The 18,569-nt window shown below is 72.8% G+C and carries 17 protein-coding genes; 9 read left to right on the top strand and 8 right to left on the bottom strand.

Annotated features, from left to right (window positions below; all coding sequences use genetic code 11):
• Positions 1–14: 14 nt before the first annotated feature.
• Entirely contained in the window at positions 15–1,070 is a 1,056-nt protein-coding gene (locus ACZ3KP_RS12225; RefSeq protein WP_467498698.1) for a rhamnogalacturonan acetylesterase, read from the bottom strand.
• 198 nt (positions 1,071–1,268) lie between these two features.
• Between ACZ3KP_RS12225 and ACZ3KP_RS12220 the strand changes: the two genes are divergently transcribed.
• Positions 1,269–2,948 carry a rhamnogalacturonan lyase B N-terminal domain-containing protein gene (locus tag ACZ3KP_RS12220; RefSeq protein WP_467498696.1) on the top strand — a complete coding sequence of 560 codons (1,680 nt, stop codon included), beginning with the start codon at positions 1,269–1,271 and terminating at the stop codon, positions 2,946–2,948.
• 36 nt (positions 2,949–2,984) lie between these two features.
• Here the strand turns inward: ACZ3KP_RS12220 and ACZ3KP_RS12215 are convergent, their stop codons facing one another.
• Positions 2,985–4,394 (bottom strand): RICIN domain-containing protein, encoded by a 1,410-nt coding sequence (locus ACZ3KP_RS12215; RefSeq protein ID WP_467498694.1) that lies wholly within the window; start codon positions 4,392–4,394, stop codon positions 2,985–2,987.
• Between the two features lie 229 nt (positions 4,395–4,623).
• On the opposite strand from ACZ3KP_RS12215, the gene ACZ3KP_RS12210 reads away from it, so the two are divergent.
• The 3 genes from ACZ3KP_RS12210 to ACZ3KP_RS12200 all read left to right on the top strand — a co-directional run bounded on the left by ACZ3KP_RS12210 (position 4,624) and on the right by ACZ3KP_RS12200 (position 7,303).
• Positions 4,624–4,758 carry a hypothetical protein gene (locus ACZ3KP_RS12210; protein ID WP_467498692.1) on the top strand — a complete coding sequence of 45 codons (135 nt, stop codon included), beginning with the start codon at positions 4,624–4,626 and terminating at the stop codon, positions 4,756–4,758.
• A gap of 411 nt (positions 4,759–5,169) precedes the next feature.
• Positions 5,170–6,087, top strand: coding sequence for a homocysteine S-methyltransferase (mmuM, locus tag ACZ3KP_RS12205; RefSeq protein WP_467498690.1), 918 nt, complete (start codon positions 5,170–5,172; stop codon positions 6,085–6,087).
• Between the two features lie 157 nt (positions 6,088–6,244).
• Positions 6,245–7,303: a LacI family DNA-binding transcriptional regulator gene (locus tag ACZ3KP_RS12200; protein WP_467498688.1), complete on the top strand. Its 1,059-nt coding sequence runs from the start codon at positions 6,245–6,247 to the stop codon at positions 7,301–7,303.
• Here the strand turns inward: ACZ3KP_RS12200 and ACZ3KP_RS12195 are convergent.
• On the bottom strand, positions 7,277–8,833 hold the full coding sequence (locus tag ACZ3KP_RS12195; RefSeq protein ID WP_467498686.1) for a carboxylesterase/lipase family protein: 1,557 nt from the start codon (positions 8,831–8,833) through the stop codon (positions 7,277–7,279). The genes ACZ3KP_RS12200 and ACZ3KP_RS12195 overlap by 27 nt on opposite strands.
• Before the next feature lie 449 nt (positions 8,834–9,282).
• Here ACZ3KP_RS12195 and ACZ3KP_RS12190 point away from each other — a divergent pair, with 449 nt between their 5' ends.
• Positions 9,283–10,347: a LacI family DNA-binding transcriptional regulator gene (locus tag ACZ3KP_RS12190; protein ID WP_467498684.1), complete on the top strand. Its 1,065-nt coding sequence runs from the start codon at positions 9,283–9,285 to the stop codon at positions 10,345–10,347.
• A gap of 30 nt (positions 10,348–10,377) precedes the next feature.
• A complete protein-coding gene (locus ACZ3KP_RS12185; RefSeq protein ID WP_467498682.1) occupies positions 10,378–10,584 on the top strand; it encodes a hypothetical protein in 207 nt (68 codons plus the stop codon).
• A gap of 110 nt (positions 10,585–10,694) precedes the next feature.
• Here the strand turns inward: ACZ3KP_RS12185 and ACZ3KP_RS12180 are convergent, their stop codons facing one another.
• From ACZ3KP_RS12180 to ACZ3KP_RS12170, 3 genes are all read right to left on the bottom strand, one after another.
• On the bottom strand, positions 10,695–10,949 hold the full coding sequence (locus ACZ3KP_RS12180) for a hypothetical protein (protein ID WP_467498680.1): 255 nt from the start codon (positions 10,947–10,949) through the stop codon (positions 10,695–10,697).
• On the bottom strand, positions 10,946–11,812 hold the full coding sequence (locus ACZ3KP_RS12175; protein ID WP_467498678.1) for an isocitrate lyase/PEP mutase family protein: 867 nt from the start codon (positions 11,810–11,812) through the stop codon (positions 10,946–10,948). The genes ACZ3KP_RS12180 and ACZ3KP_RS12175 overlap by 4 nt, the downstream gene beginning before the upstream one ends.
• 221 nt (positions 11,813–12,033) lie before the next feature.
• The gene (locus ACZ3KP_RS12170) at positions 12,034–12,579 is read right to left on the bottom strand and encodes a membrane lipoprotein (RefSeq protein ID WP_467498676.1); all 546 of its coding nucleotides are present in this window, start codon (positions 12,577–12,579) and stop codon (positions 12,034–12,036) included.
• A gap of 119 nt (positions 12,580–12,698) precedes the next feature.
• Between ACZ3KP_RS12170 and ACZ3KP_RS12165 the strand changes: the two genes are divergently transcribed.
• The gene (locus tag ACZ3KP_RS12165; RefSeq protein WP_467498674.1) at positions 12,699–13,094 is read left to right on the top strand and encodes a VOC family protein; all 396 of its coding nucleotides are present in this window, start codon (positions 12,699–12,701) and stop codon (positions 13,092–13,094) included.
• On the opposite strand, the gene ACZ3KP_RS12160 is transcribed toward ACZ3KP_RS12165, so the two are convergent.
• On the bottom strand, positions 13,083–13,754 hold the full coding sequence (locus ACZ3KP_RS12160; protein ID WP_467498672.1) for a helix-turn-helix domain-containing protein: 672 nt from the start codon (positions 13,752–13,754) through the stop codon (positions 13,083–13,085). The genes ACZ3KP_RS12165 and ACZ3KP_RS12160 overlap by 12 nt on opposite strands.
• 144 nt (positions 13,755–13,898) lie before the next feature.
• Positions 13,899–15,044, bottom strand: a complete 1,146-nt coding sequence (locus tag ACZ3KP_RS12155) for a YihY/virulence factor BrkB family protein (RefSeq protein ID WP_467498670.1) — start codon at positions 15,042–15,044, stop codon at positions 13,899–13,901.
• 173 nt (positions 15,045–15,217) lie between these two features.
• Between ACZ3KP_RS12155 and ACZ3KP_RS12150 the strand changes: the two genes are divergently transcribed.
• Together ACZ3KP_RS12150 and ACZ3KP_RS12145 are read left to right on the top strand one after the other, a co-directional pair.
• Positions 15,218–16,861 carry an acyl-CoA dehydrogenase family protein gene (locus ACZ3KP_RS12150; RefSeq protein ID WP_467498668.1) on the top strand — a complete coding sequence of 548 codons (1,644 nt, stop codon included), beginning with the start codon at positions 15,218–15,220 and terminating at the stop codon, positions 16,859–16,861.
• Positions 16,862–17,176: 315 nt separating this feature from the next.
• A complete protein-coding gene (locus ACZ3KP_RS12145) occupies positions 17,177–18,454 on the top strand; it encodes a GAF domain-containing protein (protein WP_467498666.1) in 1,278 nt (425 codons plus the stop codon).
• The last annotated feature ends 115 nt before the right edge of the window (positions 18,455–18,569 follow it).

Here is an 18,569-nt window from a genome sequence, read left to right as displayed (position 1 = left end):
GGCGCCCCAGGGGCTCATTCCACCCGCACGGTGCCGCGCGGCACCAGGTGCTGGGCGAGGAGTTGGTCACGCACCAGGCCCGCGTAGACGGTGGCACCGTACGCGGAGGTGTGTGTGTTGTCCCTCTTCTCGTTGTACAGGTACAGCGCCTTGGAGCCCTCCACGCCGAGCGACTCGACCAGCGTCTTGGTCCCCGCGGTGAGGTCGATCAGCGGAACGTCCTCGGCGGCGGCGACCGAGCGGATCACCTCAGGATGATTGACGCCGAGCCCGTTGACCAGAAGCGCCGTGTCGTTGTTCAGCGTGCCGTCGGCGTTGAACCAGCGGCGCACGATCGGGGTGACGAGCACCGGCCGGCCGCCCTTCTCCCGGGCGCCCGCCACCAGGGTCTCCAGGTTGGCACGGTAGGTCGGCTCGTCGGTCGTCTTGTCGTTGTGCGCCAGCTGGATCAGCACCAGGTCGCCGGGGCGGATCAACGGTTTGACGGTGTCCCAGAGTTGCGGGTTCTGGAGGTAGGTCACCGTGCTTTCGCCGGAGTCGGCGTAGTTGGCGACCGCGACGCCCCTGCGCAGGAACCGCGGGAGCTGCTGGCCCCAGCCGGTGTAGGGGGCGGCGGGCTGGTCGCAGACGGTGGAGTCGCCGACCAGGAAGAGCTGCCGGGTGTGCCGGGCGGGGGTCACCCGGATGTCAGCGAGTGCGGGTGCGGAGCCGCCGATCACCAGGTCGAGCCCGGGGGTTCCGTCGGGTCCCGTCGGCTCGCCCTCGGGGGTGCGGACGTTGACGGTGAAGGTGCGGGTGACGTGCCGGCCGGCCGCCACCGCCGTCTCCGGCAGCAGTGAGCGCCGGGTCTCCCCGCTGATGTCGGTGCTGGACGCGGTCTCGCCGCCGAGCCGGACCGTGACGTCGTAGTCGCCCGTCGGGACGTCGAAGTGACAGGCGGTGGCGGTGCAGTCGTCCAGGCCGAGCGGCGGGCGCCGGTCGTGGGCCTGGGCGGCGGGTGCGGCCGTCAGGCAGGTGCCGAGGACGACCGCCGCGAGCGCGGCGACACGAACACCGTTGAAACGTCTCACTCGGGGCTCCTCCGTCACGGGACAGTCATGCCGACAGTGTCTGGCGGGGACCGTACCGCTGCTCGCAAGCGCTTTCTAGACCTTGAACCGATTTCACAAGATTGCCAACTCCATGATAGTGAAAGCCCTTTCGCGAAATCGATTCAACTGCCACCCTCGGGGACACCCGCATCCCGCACCACCGAAGGAGGCACCCCCATGTCCGAAACCACCGGGAGACCGCTTGGACGCCGCACCTTCGTCCTCGGCAGCGCGGCGGCCGCCGGCTCCGCGGCCCTCGCAGGACCGCTGGCCACGAGCGCCTCGGCCGCGGGCTTCGGCTGGTCGGACGACGGCTCCCACTACGTCGTCGACACCGGCGCGAGCCTGGTCTTCAAAGTCAGCAAGACCAACGGCGACCTCACCTCGCTGGTCTACAAGGGCACCGAGTACCAGGGCTACGGCGGCAAGAACTCGCACGTCGAGTCGGGCCTCGGCACCTCCACGGTGACCATCGCCCAGTCGGGTTCGACGATCCTCGTCTCCGTCACGTACGGCACGCTGAAGCACTACTACGCGGCCCGCAGCGGCGAGAACAACGTCTACCTGTGGACCAACAAGGCCGACTCGTCCGTGACCGCCACCCGCTACATCGTGCGCGTCAAGGCCGGCCTGTTCCTCAACGACGAGCCGGACTCCTACACCTACGCGCCCACCGTCATCGAGTCCGCCGACATCTTCCAGAAGTCCGACGGCCAGACCCGCGCCAAGCACTACTCGAAGCTGCGGGTGATGGACTACGACTACATCGGCTGGACCACCGGCGGCGTCGGCCTGTGGATCGTGCGCAGCAACCACGAGAAGGCCTCCGGCGGCCCTTTCTACCGCTCCCTGCTGCGCCACCAGAGCGCCGACGGCGGCGGGCTGTACGAGATCCTGTACTACGGCGAGAACCAGACCGAGTCGGAGCGCTTCGGCCTCCAGGGCCCGTACGTCATCGCGTTCACGGACGGCGGCGCGCCCTCCTCCGCGCTGTACCCGGGCACCCTGACCACGCCGTGGGCGGACTCGCTCGGCATCTCCGGGTACGTCTCCGCGAGCGGCCGCGGCCGGGTCGCGGGCGTCGGCATCACCGGGCGGGACACCGCCTACCCGTACACCGTGGGCCTCGCCGACACCGCCGCCCAGTACTGGGGTTCGGCACGCGCCTCGGACGGCTGGTTCTCCATCTCGGGGGTGCTGCCGGGGACGTACACGCTCACCGTCTTCAAGGGCGAACTGGCCGTCCACACCGGCTCGGTGACGGTCACGGCGGGTGCGACCACCACGCTCAACACCATCGCGATCCCCTCCTCCAACGACCCGAGCAACGCCTCCGCGATCTGGCGGATCAACAACTGGGACGGCACGCCCGGCGGGTTCAAGAACGCCGAGCTGATGACGTACGCGCACCCGTCGGACGTGCGGGCCTCGTCCTGGACCGGGAACGTGGTCGTCGGCAGCGGTACCGAGACCTCGTCCTTCCCCTGCTACCTGTGGAAGGACGTCAACAGCGGAATCATCGTCTACTTCAGGCTGACGGCCGCCCAGGCCGCCGCCGCGCACACCCTCAGGATCGGCGTGACCACGGCGTACGCCAACGGCCGCCCGCAGGTCGTCGTCAACGACAGCTGGACCTCCGCCGTTCCCTCGGCACCCACCCAGCCGAGCACCCGGTCGCTGACCGTGGGCTCCTACCGGGGCAACAACCACACGTTCACCTACAGCGTCCCGGCGTCCGCCTGGCTGACCGACACCAGCGCCTACAACACGCTGAAGATCTACGTGGCGAGCGGCTCGGGAACGACGTCCTTCCTCAGCGCGGGCACCTCGGTGGACGCGATCGACCTGCTGGCCTGAACCCCCGCCCGGAATCCGGTCGGTCGACGGGACCGCTCAGCTGCCGCGCGTCCACTGCTGGTTGGTGCCGCCGTTGCACGTGTACGTGATGATCGCGGCCGAGTTGGCGGTGGACGCACCGCTCACGTCCAGGCACTCACCCGACGTGCGGGCCTTGATGTTCACGTACGACCCCGAGGTGACGACCGACCACTGCTGGGCGGTGGCGCCGGTGCAGTCCTCCTGGGTGACGTCGGCGGCGTTCTCCTGGAGGCACAGCGAACTGCCACGGCCCATGAGTGCGTAGTAGCCGGTGCCCAGGTCCTTGAACCACCACTTCTGGTTGGCGCCACTGTTGCAGGTGTACTGACTGATCGCGACGCCTTCCCAGAGGGACTGGCTGGGGACGTCGGCGCACTTGCCGCTGTGCCGCGCGACGAGGGTGTTGTACGTGGCACCGGTGCCGCTGACGGTCCCCGCGGCCGTGTCGACGGACACCTCCGGGTACCAGGACATCGCCATCGAGGTGGACGTCGGGAAGGTCAACGGCAGCCAGACGTACCGGGAGTCGTTGACGGTGCCGCCGAAGGAGTTGCCCCAGCGGTCGCCCATGTAGAGGTACGAGGTCCCCGAGGTGCCGCTGACCGGGAGGACGTAGGCGGTCTGGGAGCCGTACGCCGTGGAGTCGCCGACGTTCGTCCAGGAGGTCCAGGGTCCGGCGAGCGAGGTGGCGGTGGCGTACTTCTGCTGGTTGGGGTTCCAGCCGGTGGCCGCCGAGGTCAGCATGAAGTAGACGCCGCCGCGCTTGAAGAGCGCCGGGGCCTCCCGGCCGGCGCCGGCCCAGGGGTTGGCGACCAGGCTGTCGATGCCGGTGTAGTCGGCGGTGAGCTTGTAGATCTGCAGGTCGGCGTTCTCGTTCGCGGCCGAGACCATGTAGGCCGTGCCGTCGGTGTCCACGTACGTGGTGAGGTCCCGGGACATGTACTGGCCGAGCGGCCGGAAGCTGCCCTGGTAGGTGTAGGTGCCGTCGACGGTGTCGGAGACGGCGACGGCGGCGCGGGCCTGGCTGTAGTCGACGCCGTTCTCCTTGTGCATCCACATGACGAACCTGCCGGTGGCGGCGTTGTAGATGACCTTCGGACGCTCGATGTAGGCGGTGCCCAGCTCCGCGGCGGAGGACTGGGTGAGGACGTGGCCCCGGAACTCCCAGGACTTCAGGTCGGTGGAACGGTAGGCGTCCACGGACTTGAAGGTGTTGTCGGAGTTGCGGTCCTCGCCGAACCAGTAGTAGTACGAGCCGACCTTGATGACCCCGCCGCCGTGGGCGTGCACGATGTTCCCCGAGGTGTCGGTGAACCGGGTGCCGTTGGTCACGGTCCCGGCGGCGGCCGCGGCGGGGCCGGCGGTGGCCAGGGCGCCGATCACGGCCAGGCAGAGGGACAGCAGGACCGCGTACGCACGTCTCATCTCACACACGCTCCTTGGGGAAAGGAATGCGGTTCGGGATTCCGAACCGCAGCTGGCATGACGAACGTTGTGATCGCCGAAAAGGTAGGGGCGTGTTACGCGTGGGTCAACGGGTCTGACGAGACATGGGGGAAAGCGATTTCCAAACCGCTCGCCGCCCGAAGCCGTTGTTCTGTTGTCGAGGGGCGTCTGCCGCCGTCTCCTCTCCCGTGCGCACCCACCTCCACAGTTGACCGTGCAGGGCTACTACACCCAGCACAAGCAGGGCGAACTGGTCCTCCAGCGGCAGCCGTTGCAGGTGACGGGCCGCCTCACCCCGGCCGGCGCCTTCGACCTGTCCGACGCGGGCACCGCACGCCCCTGAAGGCACCTTCGACGGGCTGCACGAGGGCGAGTCGGCGGCCTGATGGTCCCGGCAGGCCGCCTGCGCGCCCAGAAGAGAAAGCGGCGACCGGCCCAGGCGTTCGAGCACCTGGTCGGCGATACGGCGACGTCCGCCTCCATCCGCTCCAGTTCTCAAGGTGAGTCCCTGCTTCTCGACGAACCGTTCGTGGGTGCGCGCCATCCGGGACTTGATGGCGTCGTGTCCCTGGGCCTCCAGAGTCGTGTGGTCGAAGCCGAGTTCCGCGGCGGTCTCCCTGATCTCCGCGGGCGGCTGAAGGATGTGCGTGGGGGTCGTCGTCGGGCGCCGAGGGCCCGCGTCCGTATCGTGGGCGAGCTGTTCGACGGGCGGACGCGACCGGTCGTCCGGCGCGGGGTCGGCTAGCGTCGGGGTATGCGCAGCGACACCTTCCCCAGCCTCGCCGACGCCCTCGCCGCCGGGACGGTCGTGCTCGACGGCGGCATGTCCAACCAGCTGGCGTCCGCGGGCCACGACCTGAGCGACGAACTGTGGTCGGCGCGGCTGCTGGCCGACCGTCCGGACGCGGTGAGCGACGCGCATCTCGCGTACTTCAGGGCGGGCGCGGACGTCGCGATCACCGCCAGCTACCAGGCCACGTTCGAGGGGTTCGGCAGGCGCGGGATCCCCCGGCAGGAGGCCGCCCGGCTGCTCGCGCTCAGCGTGGAGCTGGGGCGGGACGCGGTGCGCCGGGCGCGCGCGGAGGGGATCGTACGGCCGCTGTGGGTGGCCGCGTCGGTCGGGCCGTACGGGGCGATGCTCGCCGACGGCTCCGAGTACCGGGGGCGGTACGGGCTGGACGTCGACGCGTTGGAGGCGTTCCACCGGCCGCGCCTGGAGGTGCTGGCCGAGGCGGCGCCGGACGTGTTCGCGCTGGAGACCGTGCCGGACGCCGACGAGGCGGCGGCGCTGCTGCGGGCGGTGCGGGGGCTGCGGGTGCCGGCGTGGCTCTCGTACAGCGTGGCGGGGGGAAGGACGCGGGCGGGACAGCCGCTGGAGGAGGCGTTCGCCCTGGCCGCCGAGGTGGACGAGGTGATCGCGGTGGGCGTGAACTGCTGTGCGCCCGAGGACGTGCCGGGGGCGGTGGAGGTGGCCGCCCGGGTGACCGGGAAGCCGGTGGTCGTGTATCCCAACAGCGGTGAGGTGTGGGACGCGGAGGCTCGGGCGTGGACGGGGCCGACGACGTTCGGGGCGGAGCAGGTCGCGGGGTGGCGGGCGGCGGGGGCCCGGTTGATCGGGGGGTGCTGCCGGGTGGGGCCGGCGGGGATCGCGGGGATCGCGGAGGTGGTGTGAGGTCGCCCGGACGCGGTGCGTACCGGGTCCTGCGCGTGGGCGGCTGAAGGCCGTGCCGGGCCGGTCGCGCCCACGCGGCGGAGCCGCACCGAGCCCTGTCCCGCGTCCCCCGAGGGGCGCTAGCCTCACGTCGGGGCACCGGTCGCCGGGGGTGGGATTGACCAGAAGGAGAGGCGACGCCGGGCGGAGCACCATTCGTGATGTCGCCGCCCGTGCCGGGGTGTCCGCCTCCACCGTGTCGCGGGTCCTCGCCGGTGACTATCCCGTCAGTGCCGCCACCCGTGGCCGGGTGCTGCGGGCGGTGCGGGAGCTGGACTACGTCGCCGACGCCCACGCCAAGGCGGTCGCCGGAGCCGGTACGCCCACGCTCGCGTTCGTGCTGGAGAACATCACCTGGCCGTCGTTCGCGCACATGGCGCACGGGGTGGAGCGGGAGGCGGCGCGGCTCGGGCATCTGTCGCTGGTGTGCAGCACCGACGGCGACGTCCGGCGCGAGCTGGAGTTCATCGAGATGATGCGCGCCCAGCGGGCCGCCGCCGTGATCCTGGTGGGCGGGGCCGCGGACACCCCCGAGTACCGGGAGCGGACCCGCCGGACCGCCGGCTCGCTGGCGTCGGCCGGATCCCGGCTGGTGCTGTGCGGACGGCCGCCGCCGGGCCCCGGCGCGCCGGTCACGGTCATCGAGTACGACAACGAGGGCGGCGCCCACGCCCTGGTCGCGCATGTGCTGGCGCAGGGCCATCGGCGGCTGCTGTTCCTGGGCGGGAAGTCGGACCACACGACGGCGCTCGGCCGGGAGCGCGGCTATCTGGCCGCGCATCGCTCCCGGGGTGTGGAGCCCGACCCCGCGCTGCTGCTGCGCGGCGACTTCACCCGGGACTCCGGGCACCGGCTGATCCGGCAGGCCCTCGCCGCGGGACTGGAGTTCAGCGCGGTGGTCGCCGCCACCGACGTGGTGGCGGCGGGGGCACTGACCGCCCTGCACGAGGCGGACCTCGACGTGCCCGGGGACGTGTCGCTCGCCGGGTACGACGACGTTCCGTTCGCCCGCGACCTGCACCCGGCGCTGACCACCGTGCACGTTCCCTACGAGGAACTGGGGCGGCTCGCGGTGCGTACCGCGCTCGGGCACGGCGAGGCACCGGCCGCCGGGCATCTGCTGGTGGGCACGCGGGTGGTGGTGCGGGACTCAGTGGCGGCGCACGGCGGCCATTGAACGGCGCAGCCGCCGGACCGCGAGGGTCAGTTCGGCCGTCCGTTCGAGGCGCGGTGTCGTGGCCGGTGACCACAGGGCCAGCTCCTCGTCCCGGGGGCCGGACACCGTGTGGGGTTCGCCGTCGCCGAGGACGCGGACCGGGTGGGTGTCGTCCCAGGGCTCCCAGCCGGGGTCGCCGGTGGTGGCGAAGCGGACCCAGGCGCCGTGCATCGCGTCGGCCAGCCGTTGCGGGGCGCCGTCGCCGGCCAGCAGGGTGGCCTCGGGGACCGTGCCGGTGTCGAAGACGAAGCCCAGCTCCAGGGCGTGGCAGGCGCCGAGGCCGGGCCGGCGGGAGGGCCAGGCGAACTCGTAGAGGTACGACGACCCGGGCCGGGCCTCGGCGAGCCGGTGCAGCGGACGGCGCAGCAGGTGATCGGTGACCATCTGGCCGACGATCTCGGCGGGGCCGGCGTCCGGATGCAGCGCGCGGTAGCCGCGCGGCACCTCGTGGGAGGCGTGGCAGCGGGCCATGGCGCCGGCGAAGGCGACCGGGCCGAGCCGGTCGACGTGGTCGACCAGGCCGCCGGGGACCAGCCAGAGCCGGTACTCGTCGCGGGTCCAGCCCATCAGGAGGTCGACTCCCCGGGCCGCCCCGCCGTCCACCAGGGCCTGGAGCGGGTCGCGCGGGACGAGGTCGCCGTCGACGACGATCCCGAAGGCCGGGCCGCCGAGGACGGGACTGCTGAGCCGGCCCACCTCGGCCTGGGTCCGCAGCAGCAGGGTCCGGTCGACCGCGGCGAAGGCCCGGGCGGTGGCGGGGATCCCGAGCCGGGCGGCCATCCGGCGGACCATGCGCCGGACCTTGTCCCGCTCGGCGGCCTCGGGCGGCCCGCTCTGCAGCACGGCCCGCCGGATCAGGCCCTGGGTGTGGGGTGCGGCGAGCAGGACGCCGGCGCCGATGGCACCGGCCGACTGGCCGCAGAGGGTGACGCGGCCGGGGTCGCCGCCGAAGTGCGCGATCGTCTCGTGGACCCAGCGCAGGGCGGCGAGCTGGTCGTGCAGACCGGGGTTGGGCGGAGCGTCCGGGAACAGGCCGTAGCCCTCCACCCCCAGCCGGTGGTTCACGGAGACGAACACCACCCCGTCCCGGGCGAAGGCGTGCCCGTCGTACACCGGAACTGCGGCGGATCCCCTGGTCAGGGCACCGCCGTGCAGGAAGACGAGGACCGGGAGCCGGGCGCCGGGGCCTGGCTGCGGGGTCCACACGTTCAGGTTGAGGCAGTCGTCGCCGGGGATCACCGGGTCGGACAGGTACCGTGCGAACGCCTCGGAGTACGGCGGCTTGGGGGCCGTCGGCCCGAAGGCGCCCGCGTCCCGCACGCCGTCCCAGGGCTCGGGCGGCGCGGGCGGCCGGAACCGGTGCGCGCCGAAGGGCGGGGCGGCGTACGGGATGCCGCGGAACACCGCGATGCCGCGCTCCCACCTGCCGCGCACCGCCCCGTACGGGGTGCTGGTCACCGGGTCCTTCGGGTCCGTGCCGTGCGCCGTCATCCGCCCACCAGCTCCTCCCGCCGCGTGTGCCCGTACGCCGGTATGACAAGAGCACCACAGTGACTCCCGGTATTCCGGCACGCACGGCGGCCGGGCGGACACCCGCGGCTGCCCGGGCCGCCGTTCCCGGCCCGCACGACCCGGTGAGCCGCGGCTTCGCCCCCGCTCGGCGTCAGGGTGCGCGGCGCGGAAGCCCAGTTCCGGTGGGTCCGACCGCACCCGCCTCCCGTCGGCTCGTGGCCGAATGGTCCGGCCACCCCGGTGTTCGAAGTTTCGAAAGCTATGGCCGCGACGATTCGGCGATTTCCCAGGTCTTCCCGCCGTGTTGACGCGCACCTATCGTAGGAAGCGCTTACTACACGGCGTGCACACAGACCGCGGAAGCAGCGTTGGTCGCAACTTTCGTTACTTTCGTTGGCCCAACGGCGGGCCGGAGAGGCGGGTTCCCCATGGTCCGTGCCGGGAGTACGAGCATGGCGGCGGCCGGTCCGACCCTGGCGGTGGTGGCCCGCGAGGCGGGCGTCTCCGTACCCACGGCCTCCAAGGTGGTCAACGGCCGGGACGACGTGGCCCCCGAGACCCGCCGCCGGGTCACCGAGGCACTCGAACGGCTCGGCTACGTCCGCAGGCCGCGGTTCGACGCGGCCAAGGCCCCCGCCCTGATCGACCTGGTCGTGCACTCACTGGACAGTTCCTGGTCGGGTGCGGTGCTGCACGGGGTGGAGGAGGCGGCGTACGAGGCCGGTCTGGAGATCGTCGTCTCGGCGGGACCGAGCCGGACGCGGGCCGGCCGCCCGGAGCGTGACTGGCTGGACAAGCTCACCGCGCGCGGCTCCTCGGGCGTCCTGTTCAACCTGGCCGAGCTGACCCGGGCCCAGTACGCCTGGCTGGACCACCACCGCATCCCGTACGTCCTGATCGACCCCGTCCACGAACCCCCGCCGGGGACGGTCTCGGTGGGGGCGGCGAACTGGCAGGGCGGGGTGACCGCGACCGAGCACCTGCTCGCCCTCGGCCACGAACGGATCGCGGTGATCGCCGGCAGCCGGCGCAAGATGTGCGGCACCGCCCGGGTGGCCGGCTACCGCTCGGCGCTCGCCTCGGCGGGACTGCGCCACCGCGGCGAGTACGTTCGGCACGCCGGCTTCGACGAGGGCACGGCCCGGCACCGCATGCACGAACTGCTCGACCTGCCGGAGCCGCCGACCGCCGTGTTCGTCTGCTCGGACCTGATGGCGCTCGGGGCGTACTCGGCGCTGACCGAGCGCGGGCTGCGGGTGCCGGACGACATCAGCGTGGTCGGTTTCGACGACCTGCCCGAGGCGCGCTGGGCGGCTCCGGCCCTGACCACGGTCCGCCAGCCGCTGGCGGAGATGGCGGCGACGGCGCTGCGGCTGCTGGTGCGGATGATGCACGGGGACCGCCCGGAAGGCACCCGGACGGAGCTGTCGACGCGGCTGGTCGAGCGGGCGAGCACGGCGGCCCCACCGGACCGTTCGGCCGTACGACGGTGACCGCACCCTCGCCAAGATCGTTTCCGGGGCATGAAACTCACCCCGCGCACCGCCGCGGCCGGCGCCCTGACCGCGGCCGCCCTGACCACGGCGCTGGGCACCGCCCACGCCACGACCCGGACGGTCGCCCCGGCCCCCCTGCACACCACCACGGTGGCCGCCCCGCACGACGAACATGACCCCGAGGAGGACGTGGAACTGGACGAGAACGGCCGCCCCGACCTCGGCGAGGACTGAGCGTCCCCGGCCGTACAACGTACAAGCGCTGAGCGCCCCGACCCGGCTCGGGAGGGCGGCCGGACCGGTCCGGCCGCCCTCCCGGGGTGCGCTGTCGCGCCCTGCGGCGCTCAGTCGTCGTGCGTGACGGGCTCGCCGAGCATCGCCTGGATGGCGTCCACGGCGCTGCCGTCGTGATCGCTGCCCGCCGTGCCCCGGCCCGCCTGCACGTTCGCCGTGCGGTCCACCTCCAGGATGGAGTCCGCGTGCGAGTTGTCGATCACCGTGATCAGGCTGTCGCCGGCGTGGGCCGGGGCGGCGGCCCCGGCCAGCAGTGCGACGGCGGCCACCGCGGCCGCCCGCAGCACCGGCATCGCGGCCGTCACACGCCCACGCCCTCGGGCTCCTCGAGCCGCTCGCGGGCGATGTTCCGCTCCAGCAGCGTCGTGGACACCTTGACGCCGACCCCGCCGTCCGCGTCCACCTGGGGCAGCCGGCCGTCCGCCGCCTTGAGGTCGCCGAGCGCCGTGTCCATCGCCTCGTGCGCGGCGAACAGACACGGTGTGGAGTAGATCGCCACGTCCACGCCCAGCTCGTCCAGCTCGGTCAGCGAGAGCCGGGGCGACTTGCCGCCCGCGATCTGGTTGAAGAGCAGCGGTTTGTCGCCGACCACCTTGCGGATGCGGCGGATCCACTCCTCGCTGCGCACCCCGTCGACGAGGATCACGTCGGCGTCGGTGGCGGCGAGCCGCTCCGCGCGGTGCAGGATGTCGTGCTCGTCGGTGGCGTCCGTACGGGCCACGACGACCAGGTCCTGACGGGTCTGGAGGACCCGCTCCAGTTTCTCCAGGTACTCCTCCAGCGGCAGCACCTGCTTGCCGTCGGCGTGCCCGCAGCGGCGGGGCCGCTTCTGGTCCTCCAGGATCACCCCGGAGGCGCCGATCCGCTCCAGGCCCTCCACGACGTGGCAGGCGACCTCGGGGTCGACGTAGCCGTCGTCGATGTCGACGAGGAGATGGTGGTGCGGGAACGCGCCCCGCAGCCGCTGGACGAAGGCCACCATGTCGGGCCAGGCGATGAATCCGATGTCCGGCAGGCCGTAGTACGAGGCGGCGAAGCCGAAGCCGGAGACGAACATCCCGTCGTAGTGCTTGGCCGCGATCGACGCCGAGTACATGTCGTACACGCCGATCAGCGGGGTCGTCCCCGGCCCGGCGATCTGCTCGCGCAGCTTCTTCCCGTAAGTCAAGGTCCGGCTCCTCCTGTGGGTGGCGCGGCGGCTCGGACGGCCTCCGCGTCTCAACGCCCTTTGCCAAGACAAGAGCATCTCTAGATACACACGTGACCATCTCCGTGCGCGACCTTTACTCACTCCAATGGCGGATCGGGTTCACCGGAGAAACGTCACTGGCGGGCCATGTGGCGCAGCGGGACGTCCGTACGGCTGAACCGGACCGGGAACCGGCCGGCTCAGAGCCCCGGCGTCGGCACGCTGTTGTCGGGAGGTCCGCCGTCGCCGTTGGTCGGCAGGTCGCCGCGCCGTACCGGCTCGCCGTCGGTGAAGGCCGGGTCGGGGGTGGGCAGCAGGGCGCCGAGTTCACCGGCGGAGGGCCGGTGGACCGTGTGCAGGGCTTTGCCGAGGACGGCCGCGGAGACGTCACCCTCGCCTTCGAGCCACACGACGCAGTCCTTCTTCGTGACCTCGTACCGGTGGTGTCCGGCGTGGCGGGGCCGGTCGGTGTAGAGGTGGATGACGGCGCCGGTGCTGTCCGTGTACGCGGCGGAGAAGCCGTCGTCGCCCTGCACGCCGACGGACTGCTGGGCGAGGGTGAACCCGGGGGCCCGGGTGACGTAGACCAGCTCGGGGGCGATGCCCAGGGCCCTGGCCCGGGCGCCGATCTCGGCCGGGTCGGCGGGCGGTCCCGCGGCGCCGGAGCCGGCCTTCTCGGTGCCGCAGCCGGTGAGCAGGGCGGCGGCGAGCAGCAGCGGCGGCAGGGCGCGCACGGCACGGATCATGGGCCCATCGTGCCGCACAGCTGTTCCACAGGCACGGGGTTTTCCGGGCGCCCCCGGACGCGGGGCACAGGTCCGATCCGTTCAAGACCGGCGCCGGGCCGGCCGCCTACGGTGACCGCATGACTCCACGATTCGCCGTGCTCGGCCTGGTCGTCTCCGACCTGTCCGCGTCCCTCGCCTTCTACCGCCGTCTCGGCCTGGGCTTCCCGCCCGGAGCCGAGGAACAGCCCCATGTCGAGGCCGGGTTGCCGGGCGGCCTCACCGTCGCCCTGGACACGGAGGAGACCATCCGCTCCTTCCACCCGGCCTGGCGGCCGCCGGCCGCGGGCGGCCGGGTGGGACTCGCCTTCCACTGCGGCTCACCCGCCGAGGTGGACGCGGTGTACGAGGACCTGGTCGGCGCCGGGTACCACGGCGAGCTCAAGCCCTGGGACGCGTTCTGGGGTCAGCGGTACGCCACGGTGCACGACCCCGACGGCAACGGCGTCGACCTGTTCGCCCCGCTACCGCAGTAGGCCGGTCACCGGCACGCCCGCCAACGCCCTCACCTCGCGGGAGAGATGGGGCTGGTCCGCGTACCCGGCCCGGACGGCGGTCTCGGCGAGCGGCACCCCGGCCCGGGCGAGCGCGAGGGCGCGCCGCATCCGCAGCACCCGCGCCAGCGTCTTGGGCCCGTAGCCGAAGGCGGCCCGGCTGCGGCGGTGCAACTGACGTGCGCCGATGCCCAGTTCGTCGGCGACGGCGGCCACCGGCCACCCCGCGTCCAGCGCTTCGACGAGCCGCCCGAGCAACGGGTCGGCGGGCGCCGCGCCTTCGAGGGCGATCTCCTCCAGCGCGCGGCCGGGTCCGGCGGCGCGAGCGACCCGGTCCCGCAGTCTCCGCACGTCCGAAGCCGGCCAGAGCTCGCTCAGGTCGACGCGCCGGTCGAGCAGTTCGTACGCCGGCAGCCCGAGAAAGGCGGGCGCGGCCCCGGGAGCGAAGCGCAGCCCGGCCCACGCCCCGACGGCCCCCTCAGGGACGTACGCGGTGGTGTCGGGCCCGGCGACGAGCAGCCGTCCCTCGTTCCACAGCAGATCCATGCACCCGTCGGGCAGCACCCGTCCCGCACCGCCCCCGTCCGGGGTGTTCACCCAGACAACCGCACCGGCGAGCCGAGACGCCCGTTCCCTGTACACGGACGTCAGCCTAGACGCGCCCTGAAGGGGGGCGCTGGGGGTACCCCCGGCCGAAGGCTGGGGGAGGCACTGCGCGACCAGCCCCCGCCGGGCCCGCGGCCCGCCCACAGCACGGGCCCCCGCGGCGACACCGCCCCCCGGCCCTCAGCCCTCCCGCTTGTGCGGCGGGTGGCTGCTCTTCACGTGCGCGCGCAGCCGCGCCGTGACGTCCTCCGGCGGCAGGAACCGCGACCACCGCTCCGGGAACTCCGACGGCATGTCGGGGTCGTCGGGGTCGTCGGCCCCGCCCTCCCGCGCCGCCGCGGTCGCGCGGGCGACGTACTCGGCGACCTGGGCCTCCCGCAGCCGTTCGTTGGCGGCGCGGGCGGCGGCCGTCGCGGCGGCCGGCCAGACGCGGTCGATGGCGGCGTTCACGGCGGCGCCGACCAGCACCGCGAAGGCCGACACACCGATCCACAGCAGGACGGCGACGGACGCGGCGAGCGAGCCGTAGATCGTGGCGCCCTCGATGGTGTGGGTGAGGTAGATCCGCAGCAGGAAGCTGCCGAGGACCCACATGGCGAGGGCGACCAGGGCACCGGGCACGTCCTCGATCCACGGGGAGCGGACCGGCACGGAGACGTGGTACAGCGTGGTCAGGAAGACGATGGAGAGGACGATCACCACCGGCCAGTACAGGACCTGCACGACCGTCTCCGACCACGGCACGATCCGGACCACCGCGTCCGGTCCGGCCACCATCAGCGGCAGCGCCACCGACCCGATCAGCAGGGCGGCGATGAAGAGCAGGAAGGAGACGATCCGGGTCTTCACGATGCCGCGGACGCCGTCGAGGCCGTACATCACGGTGATCGTGTCTATGAAGACGTTCACCGCGCGGGAGCCCGACCACAGGGCGAACAGGAACCCGATGGAGATCACGTCGGGGCGGCCGCCCTGGACCACGTCGTGCAGGATCGGCTCCGCGATCTCCTTGACGCCCTTGTCGGACAGGACCGTGCGGGACGCGGCGAGGAGGTTGTTCTCGAGACTGGCGATGGTGTGCGCGCCGGTCCAGTCGTCCACGTAGCCGAGCAGTCCGATGAGGCTGAGCAGCAGCGGCGGCACGGACAGCAGGGTGAAGAAGGCGGCCTCGGCGGCGAGCCCGAGGATGCGGTACTCCATGCAGGAGTTGACGGTGTCCTTGAGCAGCAGCCAGGCCGTCCTGCGCTTGGAGACGTTCCGGTAGAGGGCTCTGGCCCGGTGGAGCCGGCCGGAGGGCCGCTCGGGGATGTCGCTTGCTGGCTGCACGCCCTAACGGTATCCGCCGTCCGGGTCGCCACTCATCTTCCGGGTGCCCTGACCGGGTCCTTCCCGACCGGACCGGAAACCGGCCGGCCCGGTGCGGGATCATCCGGCGTGACCGGGGAAGTCGCTGTGTCACGCTGGAGACCACCGCCGTCGGCCCGGGTAGGTTCGCAGACATGGCAGGCACCACCACCCACACCGTCACCAATCAGCCGCCCCCGTTGGTGGGGTACGACCTGTTCACCGCCGACCACGCCCTCGTCGAGGCCGTGGCCCGGCACACCGCGCCCGAGCTGCTGGACGAGGTGCGCTCCGAGCTGTCGGGCATCGGCTCCGCGGCCGGTTCGGCGCAGGTGCAGGAGTGGGGGGCCCAGGCGAACGAGCACCCGCCGCGGCTGCGCACCCATGACCGCTACGGACACCGTGTCGACGAGGTCGAGTTCCATCCGGCCTGGCACCGGATGCTCGGCAAGGGGGTGGGCGCGGGCCTGACCACCGGCTTCGTGCGGCCCGCCGGGCACGTCCGGCGGGCCGCCGCGTTCCTGGTCTGGACCCAGGTGGAGGCCGGGAACTGCTGTCCGCTGTCGATGACGAACGCGGCGGTGCCGGTGCTGCGCACCGACCCGGAGCTGGCCGCCGCCTGGGAGCCGCTGCTGACGTCCATGATCTACGACCGCGAGCTGCGGCCCGCCGGGTCGAAGGCCGGCGCCCTGTTCGGCATGGGCATGACGGAGAAGCAGGGCGGCAGCGACGTACGCGCGAACACGACCGCCGCCGTCCCGCTCGCGGAGTCCGGGACGTACACCCTCTCCGGGCACAAGTGGTTCTGCTCGGCGCCGATGTCCGACGGCTTCCTGGTGCTGGCCCAGGCACCCGGCGGCCTCACCTGTTTCCTGGTGCCCCGCGTCCTGGCGGACGGCTCCCGCAACGTCTTCCTCCTCCAGAGGCTCAAGGACAAGCTCGGCAACCGGTCCAACGCGTCGGCCGAGGTCGAGTTCGACGGGACCTGGGCGCGGCGGGTGGGCGAGGAGGGGCGCGGGGTGCCGACCATCATGGAGATGGTCGCCGCGACCCGGCTGGACTGCGTGCTGGGTTCGGCGGGGCTGATGCGGCAGGCGGTGGCGCAGGCCGTGCACCACTGCACGCACCGCGAGGCGTTCGGCGCGAAACTGGCCGACCAGCCGCTGATGCGCAACGTGCTGGCCGACCTCGCCGTCGAGTCGGAGGCCGCGACCGCGCTGGCGCTGCGGCTGGCCGCCGCCTACGACGACGGGGGCGAGGCGGAACGGGCCCTGCTGCGCCTGGCGCTGCCGGCCGCCAAGTACTGGGTGACCAAGCGCTGCCCGCCCCTCGTGGTGGAGGCCGCCGAGTGCCTGGGCGGCAACGGCTACGTGGAGGAGTCGGGACTGCCCCGGCTGGTGCGCGAGTCGCCGCTCAACGCCGTCTGGGAGGGCGCCGGGAACATCCAGGCGCTGGACGTCCTGCGCGCGCTGCAACGCGAGCCGGGCGCTCTGGACGCCTGTCTGCAGGAGATCGGCCGCGCCCACGGCGCCGACCACCGCCTGGACCGGGCGGTCAAGGACCTGTTCGCCGAACTGGCCGACCTGGAGGGCGCGGAGACCCGGGCCCGACGGCTCGTGGAACGCCTGGCGACGGTGCTCCAGGGCTCGTTGCTGGTCCGCTTCGCGCCCTCCGCGGTGGCGGACGCCTTCTGCGCCTCGCGGCTGGGCAACGACTGGGGTTCGACCTTCGGCACCCTGCCGGCGAGCCTGGACCTGGCGGCCCTGGTGGACCGGGCCCGGGTGCACATCCCCGGGTGAGGGGCCTTCCCGCCCGCCGGGACGGGACGGGGGTGGTGCTGCGCCGACACGGCACCACCCCCACCACGTCGGCCCATGTCAGGCCGCCGACGCCGTGGCGTCGGCCCAATTTTCGGCCACCCCGGGCTCGTTCACCAGGGTTGCAAGGGGTTGCAACATGGGGGTGACTGTGTGCGGAGCGTGTGCCTCCGGCACCGGAGAACGGCAGTATGAGACGCGCAGCCGGACCGGAAACCGCCGCCCGGACGGCTTGACAAGACTCTTCCATGCCTTTTCCGAGGACTGTCCGGGAGGACCTCAGTGGGGAACCCGCCGATGGACGTGGCCCGACTCGCCGTGCAGGACGCGGCCCAGGCGGCTCGGGTACTGCGCGAGGTCCGCGAGGCCAGACTCGCCGGACGACGTGGGCGGATCGCGCCCCGGCCGGTGATCGAGCAGTCCTGGGGGCGGATGCTGCGCAACGGCGTCGACCCCGACCACGACTTCCGCTCGGGGCTGCTGTCGGCCGACGAGATCCGGCGCAGACGTGAGGAGTCCCCGCTCAGGGAGGTGCTGCCGGTCCTGCGCGAGGGGCTGCTTTCGGTCGCGGACGTCGCCCAGCACATCATGGTGGTGGCCGACGCCGACGGCCGGGTGCTGTGGCGTGAGGGTTCCTCGCGGGTGCTGCGCAAGGCGGACGGGCTGGGCTTCGAACTGGGCGCCGACTGGCGCGAAGACGTCGTCGGAACCAACGGGGTGGGAACCCCGGCGGTGGTGCGCAGGCCCGTGCAGGTGTTCGCCGCCGAGCACTTCGTGCGCTCGCTCGCCTCCTGGACCTGTTCGGGCGCCCCCATCACCGACCCCCGGGACGGCACGCTGCTCGGGGTGGTGGATGTCAGCGGACCGTTGGAGACCATGCACCCGGCGACCCTGGCCTGGGTGAACTCGGTGGCGAAACTCGCCGAGGCCCGGCTGCGGGAGCTGCATCTGGACGCCCTGGAGCGGCTGCGGGCGGTCGCCGCCCCGGTGCTGGCCCGGCTGGCCGGGCGGGCGCTGGTGGTGGACGCCGACGGCTGGACCGCAGCGGTCACCGGGATGGTGCCTCCGCGGCGGCTCGCGCTGCCCAAGTCCCTGTCCCCGGGCCGCCGTCGGATGCCCGGCCTTGGGCTGTGCTCGGTGGAGCCGCTGGCCGGGGGCTGGCTGCTGCGGACGGCGGACGAGCCGGTGCCGGCGGACGGCGGCCGGCTCGTGCTCGACCTGAGCCGGCCGCGCCGGCCCGCACTGACGGTGGGCGGCGGCGCGGACTCCTGGACCCGGGAACTGAGCCCGCGGCACGCGGAGTTGCTGTACCTGCTCGCCGTACGGCGCGCCGGGCGCAGTGCGGCCGGTCTCGCCGAGGACCTGTTCGGGGACGCCTCGCGGACCGTCACCGTACGCGCCGAGATGTCCCGGGTGCGGCGGTATCTGGGAGCGTTTCTCGAACACCGGCCGTACCGCTTCCGTGAGGACGCGCGGATCGAGGTGCTGTTCCCCGACGACCCGCGGGACCTGCTGCCGTACTCGACCGCCCCGGCGGTGACGGAGGGCAGAAACCCGGGCCACCGGTCGAGGTGAACGCCGCTGCGCCAGGGGCGCATTCGGCGCATCCGGGGCGTCACGGGAGGTGTCTTCCGCAGATTTGCGAGGTCTTCGAGATACCGGGGGCCCGGCTGCCGTAGCATCCTGGTAC

The organism is Streptomyces sp. NPDC020958, assembly GCF_055562175.1.
This window is presented reverse-complemented; position numbering and strand designations above follow the sequence as displayed.